Source organism: Grimontia celer, from assembly GCF_900055185.1.
Lineage (GTDB): Bacteria > Pseudomonadota > Gammaproteobacteria > Enterobacterales > Vibrionaceae > Enterovibrio > Enterovibrio celer.
In genome coordinates, this window is record NZ_FIZX01000008.1 from 37,479 (window position 1) to 52,083 (window position 14,605).

The window sequence follows — 14,605 nt, forward strand, 5'->3', positions numbered from 1 at the left end:
TCACCTCCTGTGTAGAGAAAGCACACTGTATTAGAGGGAGGGTGTAGGTGACACCATTTCGTTTTTATCAGAATTTATTTTCAATGGTTTAAAAATCAGTGTGTTAATTAACCATACACACAGAAAAGCGGTTTAGCCAGTTCAGGCATTAAAAAACCAAAACGCTGTAGGGTAAGAAAGGGGGTAGGTGATTGATTGCTTAAGGGTTAAGCCCAGACCAGCTTGTTGCGGCCGTTGTGTTTGGCGTTGTAAAGCGCATTGTCAGCTCGCTCCAGCACATCCACAGTATTGTCGTTGTCTTTAAACAGACTGGCACCGATAGAAACCGTGATGGTCAATCGGGTGTCTTTAAATTTGAACGGCAGACGTGAAACCGTTTCACGCACATTGTTCAACAGTGCTTTGCGGGTTTCTTCATCTGCGTCTGGTAACAGTATTACGAACTCTTCACCACCGAAGCGGGCGATAAAATCAGTGTCGCGCAGACATTGGTGGATAGTGCGCGCAACGACCTTCAACACTTTATCACCCACTAAATGGCCATACTGATCGTTTACGCTCTTGAAGTGGTCGATATCGATCATCGCGAGACAAAAAGGAGTTTGGTAGCGAATCCAACAACGGTACTCATGCTCCAGACGGTCATCAAGGGCGGCGCGGTTGTAAACCTTCGTGAGTGGATCAAGAAGCAGTTTACGTTCCTGATCGCCAAGACGGCGACGGTAATCCATTGTCTGTTGGTACAGCGCTTCGAGCTTCTGCTCATTGTGCTGTAGCTGTTCCATTAACTGTTGCTCACGTTCTTCCAGCTCACGGTTACGGGCTACCAGAGAAGCGAGATTAACTGCGACTTGAGACAGGTTAGGACGTAATTCTTCCAGTGACTCTGCATCCTGAAGATGGGTGTGGATTGAATCGACTGATGCCGCTAATTCTTCATTCAATGAGCTGCGTTGAGTCGCAATGGCCTGAGAGCTGTCGATAGAGCGGCCATTGTGGCGCTGCAGAATCGACAAATCTTCATTGAGCTGCGAGAGAAACGCTTGAGACGCTTTGCGCTCATTGCGCGTGCCATCAAGAATCAATTGGACAGATTCGAGGGTCAGTTCAAGAAGAGTTTGCGCATCCGGTGACAGCAACAAACGGCTACGGATATCCAACAGACGGTCGCCAACTTCGCCATCAAAGTCGAGTTCGGTGATCAGGTGTTGGAGCTCACTACAAAGCTGGTTAATGCGGTCGATATTGAGGAGATCGCGAGCGCTAAGGCCGTTAGATGGAAGAGAAAGTAATTTAAGCGCGCGCTCATAAAGCTGAAGCAATGCAACTATTTTCTCTGTGCTGCCTTTCTGTTCGGCGGCAGGACTGGTTAACAGGTTTCGAAGGTCGCGTTTTAACTGCGCAGGCAGGCCGGGCAGACATTTGAGCGTTTCCCCGCTTTGCTGGAATTGGCATTCCAGTGAGTCTTTGGCACGTTCCGTTGCCTGATTGTGTCTGTTAACCATTCTCTCTACCAATGCGAGCTGCGGTATCAATCTACTGACATCTTCCTGAGTGTCAAGCTCGCGTCGGATTTGTGAGAGGCGCTCGTTGAGAACCTTGTCATCATGGACTTGTGAGGCCGCTATCAATCGTGAGATGAGACGTTTCAGGATCGTCGCTTCGCGCCGCGATTTAAGAGCTAAATCACGGAAAACCAGCTGAGAATGCTGCAACTTTTCTTTCAATAGGATGACATCGTCATCTGACGAGAAGTTGGACATAAAACGCGACTACATCTCCAATCTCCAATGCAGCGCAAAAAAAGTCTGCAATTGAAGCTGTTATTTCACTACCACACGTGTGCAACGGTTAGCTATAACGGTTTATTACTAGGGCTATCAATAGATTGGCGTCAGTTTTTATCAGATTCGTGAACCGTCTGCCAGTTAATTCCACTGAGTGCCGAAGTTTTGACCTTGATAAGGCCAGTATTGATGCCGTCCAAGCAGGCTTGGCGGACATTATTGTCAGCAAAACAGGCCGCTGGGGTGGAATCTATGGCGCTTAAATGTACCCAGTGACTGGTGTGTTCCAATTTACTTGCCTGTCGCGCTGCACTCGTTGCCATCAGTAGGATATCGATAAGTTCTTTGTCGTTAATTGACGTAAATGCACGGGGTAGAAAGGGGTAATCTGCCATTCCGATACGAAGGCGGTCATCGACGTCTTCCAGTCTGCTTTCCTGGACAAAATCATCAATTAGCGACTGAATTTTCCCTGCCAGTTTCTCCGGCTCATTCAGTGTTTCGGCATTCGGCTCAATGTAGATGAACATGGCGTCAGAGAAGTGATAAAGACGCGCGGGTTTCTCGATATGGGATTGCAGGTAATCGCCAAGCTTGCGCTCCAGTTCCAGACCCTGATGATAGCCATGTTGCAGGTACACAACTTTTAGAAAAGGCACTTCAAACATGGCAAAGCTGAGTTTGTCGCTCATCGGCTCATGGATCATTTCGCCCAGGTACCACTGCTCAAAGTGGGCACTGCTTTTGGCCAGCGAGTTGGAGAGCCTATCGTTCAACATTCGCAGGTTTCTTAGCCCACTTCTTGGGTGGGTATACAGCTCTTTTTGTAGGTCTTCGACTTGATGTTGACGCAAGCTGGCCGCTCGATGTCTTAGCACCAATATGAGTATGAGGACCGCGAGGCTGCCAATCAGGAAGAGATTGATTTTCTTTTGCTCGACGATGACTTCTTCATCTGCAGCCTGTTTACGCTGCATGTCTTCAAGTTGCAGCTGGCGTTCAATCACCCGTTGGCGGTGTTTGAATGATTCTGCTTCCTGAATTTGCTTGTGGCTTTCGTTACGTTTATCGAGAAGGTCAAAGCGACGCTGGATATTCAGCGCTTGTTTGAAGTCGCCTTTTTGCTCATACGCCTGCGACAAACGTGCAAGGCATTCAAGCATGAGTATCCGATTCTTGAGCGCTTCTGCGTTTTGCATGGCTTGTTTTAAAGCATCTATGGCCACATCCGGCTCTTTCTCCAGAATAGCCAGTTCACCTTTGAGCAACAGGGCTTGCGCGAGTGGAAGGGCGAGCTCATGGTTTCGCGCCACACCAATTGCACGGGTGACGTATTCATCGGCTTGGGTGTAGCGCAGCAACTTGAGGTAAGTGCGGGCGATGGAGACATTGATGTTTGCAATGTTGGTTGCACGCGACAGCATATTCTCAATATCAAGGGCATTGAAATAATGCACCAAGGCAAAGTTGTAGCGGCCTTGTTGACTGTAGATATTTGCCAGAAGAGTTTGGGTTTCTGATAATCCGCGGTTCAGGTCATAGCGCTCATAAAACTCCGCAGCCTGGTTGGCGTGTTGCAACGCTTTGTCCATCGCACCTTGCTGCTTATAGAGCTTGGTCAACGACAGGCTGGCACTGGCAATTTGTGCGGCAAAGTCATTCTCGCTGGCAAGCCAGTAAGCGCTCAGAAGATCAGAGAGCGCACGCTCATAAGACTCAATGCTCAAGTAATAATTACCAACAGCAATCTGGTAGCGGACTTTCTGTTCGATATTCGGTTGATTACCCAGCGCTTTTTCTACTTCAGTAAACTGCGCCAAACTATCGGCTTCTGTTTCATCCTCGGTAGTGATGATGGCGTTTAACAGCTTGGCTTCGAAGTCGAGCCGATCGATGCTGGACGGACGTGGGCCACTGATAGAGGCAATGTTTTCGAGAAGGGTGTTGAGCATCGCCACTGCGTCATCAGGCTTGTCATCCAAATAGTAAAGAATGGTTGCCTGCGTTAGCATGATTTCAAGCTTCGCATGCTTCATGCCGTTTTCTTCGACCATGTTTTTGGCTTTACCTAACGCTTCCCAAGCTGCGTCATGGTTTCCCAAAGCACTATGCGCCTTGGCGGTGATGAGGTAAGCATGCACCGTGTTCAATGGTGTGCGAATCGAGCGGTCTGATTCGTTGTTGCTATGTGGTCGGTTAGAGGTTTCTGCCAGTCGTCGCTGCAACAGGTAGCGCTCAGTGACTTCGAGAGCCTTTTCCGGTGCAGTCGGGATCAGCGCTTCAGCTTCTGCAAGAATGGGCGTGGAATAAAGCCTCGCATCGGCAAAAGCGGCGAAAAGCAAAGAGCAGGAGAGCAGTGCGGCTGACAAGAATCGCATGGCTGAGTATTTTCGTTCCTTGGGTCAACTGACCTGACTAAAGAAAAAACAGGCTCTGATGTCAGAGCCTGTAGATAGGGTTATTGGCGCGCCAGACGATTGTTTTCGCTTGGCGTTTTACCCATGTTAGTACGATATGGGTTGATGTCGAGGCCACCGCGGCGGGTGTAGCGTGCATAAACAGTTAAGAGTTCTGGCTGGCAGTACTTCATCAGATCAATGAAGATACGCTCAACACACTGCTCATGGAATTCATTGTGGCGACGGAATGACACAATGTAGCGCAGCAGTTTTTCGCGGTTAATGCGTTTACCTTTATAAGCAATACGTACTGAGCCCCAGTCAGGCTGGCTGGTGATAAGACAGTTAGACTTCAGCAGATTACTGTTTAGGGTTTCAGTGACCTCTGGGCCGTCGGCCGCGCCTTCGAGCAGTGATGAGTCAAACTCATAGCTGTCGATTTCAATGTCTTGCTCGTCGATGTTCTCACCGCCAAAAGCGATCACTGGTGTATTGGTAAATTCTTCCAGTGGAGACAGGGTGACATCCACGTCAGCACCTGCGCACGCGGACAAATCTTTCGCCAGCACGTCCACTACCTCTTGCCAGCTTTCAAATTTGGTTTGATTGAAACTGTTCAGGTAAAGCTTGAAGGATTTGGATTCAATCAGGTTTGGCGTGGTAGCCGGTAGGCGAACTTCACCAATTGCCACCTGTGGCAGCCCTTTTTTGTTCAACCAAGACAGTTCGTAGAGCGTCCAGATATCGTACCCGGTGAATGGCAGCGAGTCGCCTAAATCAAGGTCATCGCGGTTAAGGCTTCGTGGTACGGGTTGCAGCAGCTCAGGGGCATAATGCTCCTGATAGTCCGTTTTCTGACCCAACGTCAGGCCAGCAAGTTCTTTTGCATCTTGATATTTGCTCATACGGTTTTGCCACGGATCGATTAGAATGCGCAAAGTTTACTGAATCTTGAGGAATCTTGCTAATGAATCACTCTGTCTCCCGTGCGCTTTGGTCTTTCAGTGAGCGCTTTGTGGACGCCTGGCATCAGAAACACGGTTCTAAGCCACAAAGCGATGCGTATCTTGATCTGGAATCGCCATGTGTGGTGCAGGAAACTGACGAGGTGGTGATTTGGCAACCGATTCAACGTGAAGAGCTGGCCGACTTCTCCAATGTGGAAGATGGTATTGGTATTTCTCTGCATGAGGATATTAAGTCGTTCTATGCGGGTCAGTATTGTGGAGACATGGCGGCAAGATTTGATGGACATTCACTCGAAATCATTCAGGTGTGGAGTGAAGAAGATTTACCGAGACTTCAAGAGAACATGCTGGGCCATCTTCTGATGCAAAAGCGCCTCAAGCATAACCCGACCATTTTTATTGCTGCGACAGATGATGAGCTGGACGTGATCTCTATTTGTAACGTCAGCGGTGAAGTGATTAAGGAACGTATTGGTACCAAGCAGCGAATGGTGCTGGCACCTAATATTGAAGCGTTTCTTGAGCAACTTGAGCCTGAGGTGTAGCCGTCTATGTATGTGGTTGAGCTGACGTTCGAGTGCTTCGACGATACAACAATTTCTGCAGTAGACCGCGCAGTAAATGGGCTGATGGATGTTCTTCGCTACAATGGTCAGGTATTGGGGCGCGAGTTTCCGATGGTACTGGGCGATGGGCAATTTCATGTCCGAGCAGTTTGTCCTGAAAAAGATAGCCTGAACCCTAAGAACAACAGCCCACAGGTTAAACAGAAGTTGAACCAACTGGCGGATGCGAGTCTTTTGTCACCCAAGGTGAAGGTGTTGGGGCGTGATATCAATTCTGAAGAGAGTGCGCCAGAGATTGAGCGTAGCTGGCAGGTGATGTACACCACTTATGTTCATACCTGTTCACCGTTGCGCTGCGGTGAAACCTTACTGCCAATCCCACTTTACCGCATTCCAGCCACCTTCAATGGTGACCATAAAGCGGAAGTAAAGTGGCAAACCGAATGGCAGGCGTGTGATGAAATTCAGATGGCTGGGGCTTTCAAAGCCGAACATGCGGCGCTGGCAGAAATTCAGGATGCGGAGAGTTTACTGTTCCGAAAAGGCTGGGATATTCGCGGACGTATCGAATATCTGACCAAAGTGCCCACCTACTACTATCAGTACCGTGTTGGTGGGAAGGATGCGGAATCGGAATTGGCTCGGAAATGCCCGAAATGTGGCGGCGACTGGTTACTTGAGTCGCCACTGCACGATGTATTCCACTTCAAATGCGACGATTGTCGGTTGGTGTCGAACTTATCGTGGGATTTTCAGTAATCCCGCTTTAACCCACTTAAGGAAGGCGTTGCTCGAGGGCTGCAAGACGTTCTGTCAACGCTTTCACCTGATCTTCTAAGTCTTTAATGCGGGCTTCCGAATCGTCTTCTTTTTTCACCAGCTCGACTTTTGGCACTGTGCCGCTTTTCTTCCAACGCTGAAGCGCGCTGATAATTAGCGGCATAGGTACCGGGCTGGCAAGACGGCTTTTAATTAACGCGACAGTCGGCTCTTTCCCCTCACTCAACAAAGATTGAATGGCTTGCTCAAGCAAAGGGGTAAAATCTGTACTCATTGTCTCTTCCCTAACATCTATTCAAAATCCGTGGAGAGGGCAATGAATACCGCAACTTCAGTCCTTACGCAATAAAGTATCGAGAGTATCAATTTGCTCAACCCAATCGGCATCCTGCAATCTGGCCTCTTCTAGAAACTGTTTTTGACTCGCAGACCAAAAAGCGGCAGATGTTAGATTCTCACCTGATTCTAAATGGTGATCAGCAATAAAGGAGCTGATAGCTTCTCTATCAGAGGGGAGCCCTAGCTGCTGAAACAGGTTTTCAAGATTGTGGTTAAACACTTCCATCAATGTTTCCTCCATAGGCTCAACGACTTTTTAAGTGTTTCGAAAGTATAGAAGCTCGTGCTCAATTCCGTCTCAATCGCTTGTGAGAGATCTCTTACAAATAGGTAGGACTATCCTGTTTTCTCTCGAGGAAAAGTCTTTCTGTTTTTCATAAAGTAAAATTAAAACAATACCTTATGGTTGCTGTTTCGCTGGGGGATTAAATTTGTGACTGCAGTCCGGTTTGGGTGGGTTGTTTAGGAAATTGGTTCGCGTAGTCTTTGCGTTGTCGGAAGGATACTGACACACGGAACAGGAACTAACGCCACGGAACTTGGCAGCTCAGGAAGAGCAGGTGATGCAAGGATTGTATTACCAGCAAGGAAAGCGGATTAGGGACACGGAAGGAACCGTACAGTAAACAGGAAGTTTGCTGGTCAGGAAGACACTTAGGACAACCCGGGATTGGGGGCTTAAGGAATCACTTCAGGACGAAGTAAAGGACACCCTCAGGATGAGGATGAGAGTCGAGACTGGGAAAGCTCGATGGGTCAAGGTAAGACCGAAGGACACCTCCAGGAAGGAGAGATAAGGATAACGCTGAAGGAATCAGCTACTGATCAAGGATTGATGCAGGGAGCAAATTTCGTAGCCGGATAGCTGCAAGTAAGACCTTAAGGGCGCGACGAAAGTCGCGCCCGCTCTTTTTTGTGCATTTATAAAATGCCAGACGAGAAAACCTCGTCGTATTCCCACCTCAGGATCTTCTTCTCTTTTATCTTCTCGCTCGTGGCTTTGACTACATCCTGATAACAATCTAGAGATATATACTGATCTTTCTCAATTATGCTTTACAGCACAGCATGTTTATTCCGTGGTGATGACTTACAAGCTTGTGAGAGATCTCTTACAAGGGCGTGGGAATGCGCTGTTTTAAAGTAAGATTTCCAGAAAGTTAAATTTTTTAATTCCTTTAAAAACAATTGGATATGAATTTCTCATCTGACTCTGTATAAAAGTGTGAGTTTAATCACTTTGGGGTTGGTTGTTTTGGAAATTGGTTCGCGTAATCTTTGCGTTGTCGGAAGGATACTGACACACGGAACAGGAACTAACGCCACGGAACTTGGCAGCTCAGGAAGAGCAGGTGATGCAAGGATTGTGTTACCAGCAAGGAAAGCGGATTAGGGACACGGAAGGAACCGTACAGTAAACAGGAAGTTTGCTGGTCAGGAAGACACTTAGGACAACCCGGGATTGGGGGCTTAAGGAATCACTTCAGGACGAAGTAAAGGACACCCTCAGGATGAGGATGAGAGTCGAGACTGGGAAAGCTCGATGGGTCAAGGTAAGACCGAAGGACACCTCCAGGAAGGAGAGATAAGGATAACGCTGAAGGAATCAGCTACTGATCAAGGATTGATGCAGGGAGCAAATTTCGTAGCCGGATAGCTGCAAGTAAGACCTTAAGGGCGCGACGAAAGTCGCGCCCGTTCTTTTTTGTGCGTTTGGAAAACGAAAAAGATTATACCAATCACAGTAGGTAGGTGATCAGAAATAGCGCAGGAAAAATGCTCGAGAACAAGGCGAAAAATTTCGATAAGTAGTTATTCTACAATCGAATTTTTCAACGCAGTTATCGGGCATTTTAACAAGCTAGGATGAGCAGATATTTACTACGATTGGTATTACTCCTCTAACACCGGATACGCCGGCATATAAATCTCTTTGATTCGCATCCCTTTCATCACAGCATAGCCCTGATAGCAATCCAATCCATTCACAGAAAACTCGAAGTAATAGCGGGTTTGAATATCCAATGGCCCTTTCGGCCAACCAAAAGAATGGCTGCCCCGCGCAATCGAAATTAACTGTACATTGGTTTGCTGACATCGACGAACGATATAGTTTTTCGCCAGTTCACTCTGCCGACGTTGTTGCCAGAACAAGCTGGCAACAGTAGCGATAAGTAGTATCCAAAACAGATCTGCTGTCATTTTTATGCCTTAACGGATTGTTGAAGTTGTTTCACGGCATCAAGCAAAGCTGGAGAGGCAGAGCCATGCAGCAGCCCCAACACTTGTGGGCGGAGTGCTGGGATCATGACTAAATCCGCCACCATCTGCTGAAAGAAGGCCTGATCTTTCTGATCAGCAACGGCGATAAGAAAGGCGTCTAACAGCGATTCATTCGATAATGCCTGCCAGCAACGCCCTGCAATCGCAATCAACATCTCGCGATGACGAAGCTCTTCGGTTTCCAGCATACTTTCAACGATACGATGCACGACGTCCGGTTTCGCACCAGCCAATGCCCGTACATGGGCGGTGAGAAGGAAGAGATCGGTTTCGTCACCAGACATCATGGCCTGAATTTCTTCTTCAAGGCGATTTGCCAGTGACTCGGGGATATCACAATGTTCCAGGCAGCCAAGCAGCGCGTATTTAGGTGGCTGTGGCATGTTAGATAACGCCTTACGCAATCGCGTTAGATTATTGTGCTTGTCCATGCGCGCACAAAGATCGGCGATTCCCTGAAGTCCAACGCCTTGCCACTCTTCCCAGCCAAGCTCGCCGGAGGTGTAATGCTGGGCATGGTCATAATACTGACTGGCAGGCTGGTTCAGCTTAGCGGTGAGGAAAGCATGGAATATGGCTTTCTTGTCATCTTGCGGATTAAAGGTGTACGGATTGGCAGCAAGCTTTTCCTGTTCTTCTTCCGTCGGTGTTTTATCCAGTGTTGCCCCCATGGCTTGCGCCACATATTGGATGAAATCGCCAAGTGCTGCCTGATTGAGAAGGCCACGTTCATCCAAAGGCATTTTTAAAAACCAAATCCAGGGAGCTTGATTTGGTTGCCAGAAAGCGATGCCGATTTGCGCATGTTGCTGCGCAGGGAAAGGGTAGGCAATGCGGTTTTCTTCAATCGCCACAAAATCTTTATTACTGATTGGCGTGACGCGTCGGCTGAGATCGAATACCAGAAATTCGCAGTTTGCCTGACTCAATATGGCGTTTAGAGAGAGCGTATTTTCCATGATGACTTCTAATTCGTGTTGCCTTCATTGGCGGAGAGTGAAACTGTGTTGAGTTTACCATTCTCGCGCCTGTTGGCGGCGAGGGATTCGTAACAGCGCTTTTCACTGAATGCTTATTAAACGATGAGAATGTGGATTTCAGATCGTTCGGTATTGATTAGTGATATGCTTGCGCCAGTTAGAGATTTCAACCCATTGGACGCAAAAGCGGTTAAAAGAGAGCAATTTCTATGAGCAAACACGAAAAAGTCGGTACCTTGCTGTTGGCACTCAAAGACACGCTAGAAGTGCATGGTCATTGGCAAAGTGAGCCTCCCTCGAGCGAGGCTCTTTCAAGTGTCGAGCCTTTCGCGGTTGATACTTTGAGTTGTGCTGAATGGCTGCAATGGATTTTTATCCCCAAAATGGCGTTCCTGTTGCAACAGGGCCAGCCTTTGCCTGAATCATTCTCTATCGCTCCTTATGTGGAAGAAGCCATGCGTGGTCAGGAAGGGCATGCTGACATTACTCGTGTTTCGATGGACATTGATGCTCTGTTTACACCGCAATAACTGCTTTTAAGATGCAAACTGAACTAGAAATAATTTATCGTGATGAGTGGCTGATTGCCGTCAACAAGCCTTCAGGTATGTTGGTACACCGCTCTTGGCTCGACAAAGGCGAAACCCGCTTTGTGATGCAAACCCTGCGGGACCAAATTGGTCAGCATGTTTTTCCACTTCACCGATTGGATCGCCCAACCTCCGGTGTTTTGCTTTTCGCGCTATCCTCCGAAATGGCTTCACAAATGATGCCAAAGTTTGCCGGGCGCGACATTCACAAAACCTATCATGCGGTTGTTCGTGGCTGGATCAAAGAGGGCGCAACACTGGATTATCCGCTCAAAGAAGAGCTGGATAAGGTGGCTGATAAATTTTCCACTGCTGAGCCTGAAGCCAAAGAGGCGGTGACTGAGTACCGACCGGTTGCTCATGCGGAGTTACCGATCCCAATGGGACGTTACCAAAGCTGCCGCTACACGTTAGTGGAAATGAAACCGCATACCGGTCGTAAGCATCAGCTACGCCGTCATATGCATCACTTGAGTCATCATATTGTGGGTGATGTGAATCATGGTGATGGCAGGCACAATCGCCTGTTTCGTCAGGAATTCGAATGCCACCAATTGTTGCTTCATGCGTCACGCACGGAGTTTCAGCATCCGGTAACGGGTGAAAACATGGTGATTGAGGCCAAAGTAGATGATGTTTGGCAACGGGTATTGGAAGGCTTGGGGTGGGGCAAAGTGCTCTGAGGAAGAGCGGGTCTCAGGATCCGATATCCTGAGACCTTTTTTCTAGAGTTTTTCCAGATCGGCTTCGATCTCTGCGATCTTGCTGGCAACCACTTTTTCCAGATGGCGAAGGTCACGAAGGATCTTCTTCTTGGTGTCTTGCTCGCTTTGTTCCTGGCGAACGATCTTATCCAGCTCATCTACCACCAATGACAAGCTGCGGTTGATCTCTGTGACTTCGCGGAAGCGACCGCTACCACTGTCGACGACGACATTCTTGCGCTGGCGTGGGTATTTGAACTTCACACTCTTGGCAAACAATTCACCTTTGGCTTTGTGAAAGTAAATCTTCAGCGTGTCTGAATTAGCTTCCTGACGCAGGGTGTAACGTTCGATGTTCTCTGGATGTTCGATACCGATGTTTTGCAGGTTCTGATACATAAACTACCCCTCTATTTCGTCAGATCAGACTACGGTTTCAATCACTTACTGTTCACTTTAGCAGCATCCTTTCTCTAGCCCCAACTACCGATATGATCAATGTCTGAGACTTGTGGTCGAGATCGCCCAATATGCTGACTGAGCGAAATTCTCCAGTTTCTTATTCCATTAACTTGCGTCATTTAAGGCATCAAATAATGCCTCTCTGAGCGTTTTCTGGACTTCATCTGATAAGGCCTGCCGTTCACCGTCAGTGACGATGAAAAAGTCTTCAGCACGCTCACCAATGGTGGTGATTTTTGCAGCCTGCAAGGAAACGCCTTCGCGGGCGAATACCGCTCCCACCCGCGCCAATAATCCTGGAGTGTCCAGCGCGACCAACTCAAGTAATGTACGTCGCCCCGTGCGGGTTGGAAGGAAAGAGACCTGTGTTTTCACATTAAAGGCCATCAGCTTACGTGAAGCACGTTTGACCGGAATGGTAATCGGCCCGTCCTGAATGAGCGCCAGTGTGACACCCTCGCGGATTTTTTCATGGCGATCTGATTGTATGGCTTCGTTGTGTGAGTCCAGCACCATGAAAGTATCCAGCGCAAAACCATCTTTACTGGTCATGATCTGCGCATCGTGAACGCTGAGGTTTTTCTTATCAAGTGCGGCCACCACTCGGGCAAACAGGCTTGGTCTGTCCTTGCTATAAACGAAAATCTCTGTACCGCCGCGGGTGGCATTTTTGCTCACCAGCACCAAAGGATCATCACCTTCGTGGCTGAGGATATGCTCGCTGTGCCAGGCAATTTGTTTGTGGGTATGGCGCAAAAAGTAATCTGCTTTAAAACGTTGCCAAAGCAGTTCAATTTCGCGTGGTGTGTGTCCGTTTTTCCGCAGTAGCGCCGAAGCGAGATGTTGGTTGTGACGAATGCGCTCACGGATGTCTGGCGGATTTTCCAAACCGCGGCGTAGCGCTTTTTGGGTGGAGTAGTAAAGCTCCGCCAAAAGAGTGCGCTTCCAACTATTCCAAAGCTCTGGGTTGGTGGCGTTGATATCGGCCACCGTCAAACAAATCAGGTAGTCGAGACGCTCTTCATCACGTACCTTTTGCGCAAATTCGGTGATAACCTCCGGATCATAAATATCACGGCGTTGGGCGGTGACAGACATCAGGAGGTGGTTACCGACCAGCCAGCTGACAAGGTTTGCCTCTGGGCGAGAGAATCCGTGGTCAATACAGAAAGTATATGCTTGTTCTGCACCAATCTCTGAGTGGTCGCCACCGCGGCCTTTACCGATGTCATGGAAAATCGCTGCGAGAAGCAAAAGCTCAGGCTTGGCGAGGCGAGGGTATACATCGCAACATATAGGATGTTTCTCGCGGTTTTCCTCGTAGCTATAGCCGTTGATGTGCTTGAGCAGACGGATGGTGTGTTCGTCCACGGTGTAGGCGTGAAAGAGGTCAAATTGCATTTGGCCGACAATCTGACTCCATTGTGGTAAATACGCAGATAACACGCCGTGCTTGTGCATCAAGGGAAAGGCTTTGTGTAGCGCATTTGGGTGCCGGGTCAGCGAGATGAATTTCTCTTTCGCTTCTGGCACATCGCACAGAAAACGGTTCAAACGACGGCGAGCGGTGCGAAGTTGCCTGAGTGTCGGCGCTGAAATCGATTCAATCGACTTGTCATTGGCAATGTGTAGGAACATATCAATGATGGTGTCAGGACGTGCCTGGAACAACGCAGGCTTGCGCGCTTCAATCTGACGACCATGACGTTGGAAGTCATCGCTCAGCACCTCAATGGTTTTACTGTCTGGCTCGTTTTCAATTGCCTGTGCAAACAGACGGATCAGCATTTTATTGAGCTCAGAGACTCTTCCCAATGTGCGGTAGAAGTCTTTCATCATTAGCTCGATGCCACGGTTTCCTTCACCTTGGTAACCGAGAGTTTCAGCAACAGATGGCTGATGAGCGAAGGTCAGGCGGTTATCGTAGCGACGAAGCTCAAGGTGAAGGGCGAAGCGGATGCGCCAAAGCATGGTCTGACATTCATCCAGTTCCCGAAATTCAGCATCGGTTAGAAAACCGTACTTACTCATTTCACGCAGGCTGGTGGCACCGAAGTGACGGCGGGCAATCCAGCTTAAGGTGTGAATATCACGAAGGCCACCTGGACTCGATTTGATGTCTGGCTCCAGATTGTAGGCTGTGTCGTGGTATCGAGCATGGCGTTCTTTTTGCTCTTTGACTTTGGCCTTGAAGAACCTTTCACTGGGCCAGAATTGCTCTGAATGAATACGGTTTTTCAGTTCATGGAAGATTCTCTCACTGCCACACAGCAAACGGGCTTCTTGCAAGTTGGTGGCGACAGTTAAATCGTCTAACCCTACATCCATACATTCAGAAAGGGTGCGTACAGAATGGCCGACTTCCAGTTTTAAGTCCCACAGCAGAGTAACGAATTCACTAAGGCGCGCCTGATAGCTTTTATCTATGCCGTTTTCAGAGAGAATCAAAAGGTCGATATCAGAAAGAGGGTGAAGCTCTCTGCGTCCGTAACCGCCAACGGCAATCAGTGAAAGGTTGGGATGATGGTGGAATTCAAAATGTTGCCACAGCCTTTCGAGTACGGCATCAATGTAATCAGAACGCTGGTATACCAAATCTGTCACAGATGCTCGGTCGAGAAACGCCATCTTCTGTTGGTCGGCAAACAGTGCGAGCTGATTTTTGAGCTCGGTTAGATTGAGCTGCTCAGCAGTCAGTTCATTAGGCGAGAGCAAAATGTCGTTCATTGTCTTCCTTGATAAAAAAA

At 48.4% G+C, this 14,605-nt stretch carries 13 protein-coding genes; 4 read left to right on the forward strand and 9 right to left on the reverse strand.

Annotated features, from left to right (window positions below; all coding sequences use genetic code 11):
- Positions 1-206: 206 nt before the first annotated feature.
- The 3 genes from GCE9029_RS23770 to queF all read right to left on the reverse strand — a co-directional run bounded on the left by GCE9029_RS23770 (position 207) and on the right by queF (position 5,091).
- Complete coding sequence (locus GCE9029_RS23770; RefSeq protein ID WP_062667565.1) at positions 207-1,763, reverse strand: GGDEF domain-containing protein; 1,557 nt, start codon at positions 1,761-1,763, stop codon at positions 207-209.
- 131 nt (positions 1,764-1,894) lie between these two features.
- Positions 1,895-4,165 carry a tetratricopeptide repeat protein gene (locus GCE9029_RS23775; RefSeq protein ID WP_062667567.1) on the reverse strand — a complete coding sequence of 757 codons (2,271 nt, stop codon included), beginning with the start codon at positions 4,163-4,165 and terminating at the stop codon, positions 1,895-1,897.
- An 80-nt stretch (positions 4,166-4,245) separates the two neighbouring features.
- Complete coding sequence (gene queF / locus GCE9029_RS23780; protein WP_062667569.1) at positions 4,246-5,091, reverse strand: NADPH-dependent 7-cyano-7-deazaguanine reductase QueF; 846 nt, start codon at positions 5,089-5,091, stop codon at positions 4,246-4,248.
- Positions 5,092-5,153: 62 nt separating this feature from the next.
- Between queF and syd the strand changes: the two genes are divergently transcribed.
- Both syd and GCE9029_RS23790 read left to right on the forward strand, forming a co-directional pair.
- Positions 5,154-5,699 carry a SecY-interacting protein gene (syd, locus tag GCE9029_RS23785; protein ID WP_062667571.1) on the forward strand — a complete coding sequence of 182 codons (546 nt, stop codon included), beginning with the start codon at positions 5,154-5,156 and terminating at the stop codon, positions 5,697-5,699.
- Positions 5,700-5,705: 6 nt separating this feature from the next.
- Positions 5,706-6,479, forward strand: coding sequence for a Zn-ribbon-containing protein (locus tag GCE9029_RS23790; protein ID WP_062667572.1), 774 nt, complete (start codon positions 5,706-5,708; stop codon positions 6,477-6,479).
- Positions 6,480-6,495: 16 nt separating this feature from the next.
- On the opposite strand, the gene GCE9029_RS23795 is transcribed toward GCE9029_RS23790, so the two are convergent.
- From GCE9029_RS23795 to GCE9029_RS23810, 4 genes are all read right to left on the reverse strand, one after another.
- Positions 6,496-6,774, reverse strand: a complete 279-nt coding sequence (locus GCE9029_RS23795; protein WP_062667575.1) for a DUF5320 domain-containing protein — start codon at positions 6,772-6,774, stop codon at positions 6,496-6,498.
- A 57-nt stretch (positions 6,775-6,831) separates the two neighbouring features.
- On the reverse strand, positions 6,832-7,065 hold the full coding sequence (locus GCE9029_RS23800; protein WP_062667577.1) for a DUF2789 family protein: 234 nt from the start codon (positions 7,063-7,065) through the stop codon (positions 6,832-6,834).
- 1,667 nt (positions 7,066-8,732) lie between these two features.
- On the reverse strand, positions 8,733-9,041 hold the full coding sequence (locus GCE9029_RS23805) for a DUF3301 domain-containing protein (RefSeq protein ID WP_062667579.1): 309 nt from the start codon (positions 9,039-9,041) through the stop codon (positions 8,733-8,735).
- A gap of 2 nt (positions 9,042-9,043) precedes the next feature.
- Positions 9,044-10,081: a DUF3549 family protein gene (locus GCE9029_RS23810; RefSeq protein WP_062667581.1), complete on the reverse strand. Its 1,038-nt coding sequence runs from the start codon at positions 10,079-10,081 to the stop codon at positions 9,044-9,046.
- Between the two features lie 230 nt (positions 10,082-10,311).
- On the opposite strand from GCE9029_RS23810, the gene GCE9029_RS23815 reads away from it, so the two are divergent.
- Both GCE9029_RS23815 and truC read left to right on the forward strand, forming a co-directional pair.
- Entirely contained in the window at positions 10,312-10,632 is a 321-nt protein-coding gene (locus GCE9029_RS23815; RefSeq protein WP_062667582.1) for a YqcC family protein, read from the forward strand.
- Positions 10,633-10,643: 11 nt separating this feature from the next.
- Positions 10,644-11,375 (forward strand): tRNA pseudouridine(65) synthase TruC, encoded by a 732-nt coding sequence (truC, locus tag GCE9029_RS23820; RefSeq protein ID WP_062667584.1) that lies wholly within the window; start codon positions 10,644-10,646, stop codon positions 11,373-11,375.
- Positions 11,376-11,417: 42 nt separating this feature from the next.
- Here the strand turns inward: truC and GCE9029_RS23825 are convergent, their stop codons facing one another.
- Together GCE9029_RS23825 and glnD are read right to left on the reverse strand one after the other, a co-directional pair.
- On the reverse strand, positions 11,418-11,795 hold the full coding sequence (locus GCE9029_RS23825) for a DUF3461 family protein (RefSeq protein ID WP_062667586.1): 378 nt from the start codon (positions 11,793-11,795) through the stop codon (positions 11,418-11,420).
- A gap of 168 nt (positions 11,796-11,963) precedes the next feature.
- Positions 11,964-14,585, reverse strand: a complete 2,622-nt coding sequence (gene glnD / locus GCE9029_RS23830) for a bifunctional uridylyltransferase/uridylyl-removing protein GlnD (protein WP_062667588.1) — start codon at positions 14,583-14,585, stop codon at positions 11,964-11,966.
- Positions 14,586-14,605: the final 20 nt, after the last annotated feature.

What these genes read in the sequence shown, in the direction of transcription:
- GCE9029_RS23815 (WP_062667582.1), top strand. Translation starts at nt 10,312, where the DNA reads ATGAGCAAACACGAAAAAGTCGGTACCTTGCTGTTGGCACTCAAAGAC.
- GCE9029_RS23775 (WP_062667567.1), bottom strand. Translation starts at nt 4,165, where the DNA reads ATGCGATTCTTGTCAGCCGCACTGCTCTCCTGCTCTTTGCTTTTCGCC.
- truC (WP_062667584.1), top strand. Translation starts at nt 10,644, where the DNA reads ATGCAAACTGAACTAGAAATAATTTATCGTGATGAGTGGCTGATTGCC.
- syd (WP_062667571.1), top strand. Translation starts at nt 5,154, where the DNA reads ATGAATCACTCTGTCTCCCGTGCGCTTTGGTCTTTCAGTGAGCGCTTT.
- GCE9029_RS23825 (WP_062667586.1), bottom strand. Translation starts at nt 11,795, where the DNA reads ATGTATCAGAACCTGCAAAACATCGGTATCGAACATCCAGAGAACATC.
- GCE9029_RS23795 (WP_062667575.1), bottom strand. Translation starts at nt 6,774, where the DNA reads ATGAGTACAGATTTTACCCCTTTGCTTGAGCAAGCCATTCAATCTTTG.
- queF (WP_062667569.1), bottom strand. Translation starts at nt 5,091, where the DNA reads ATGAGCAAATATCAAGATGCAAAAGAACTTGCTGGCCTGACGTTGGGT.
- GCE9029_RS23800 (WP_062667577.1), bottom strand. Translation starts at nt 7,065, where the DNA reads ATGGAAGTGTTTAACCACAATCTTGAAAACCTGTTTCAGCAGCTAGGG.
- GCE9029_RS23805 (WP_062667579.1), bottom strand. Translation starts at nt 9,041, where the DNA reads ATGACAGCAGATCTGTTTTGGATACTACTTATCGCTACTGTTGCCAGC.
- GCE9029_RS23810 (WP_062667581.1), bottom strand. Translation starts at nt 10,081, where the DNA reads ATGGAAAATACGCTCTCTCTAAACGCCATATTGAGTCAGGCAAACTGC.
- GCE9029_RS23770 (WP_062667565.1), bottom strand. Translation starts at nt 1,763, where the DNA reads ATGTCCAACTTCTCGTCAGATGACGATGTCATCCTATTGAAAGAAAAG.
- glnD (WP_062667588.1), bottom strand. Translation starts at nt 14,585, where the DNA reads ATGAACGACATTTTGCTCTCGCCTAATGAACTGACTGCTGAGCAGCTC.
- GCE9029_RS23790 (WP_062667572.1), top strand. Translation starts at nt 5,706, where the DNA reads ATGTATGTGGTTGAGCTGACGTTCGAGTGCTTCGACGATACAACAATT.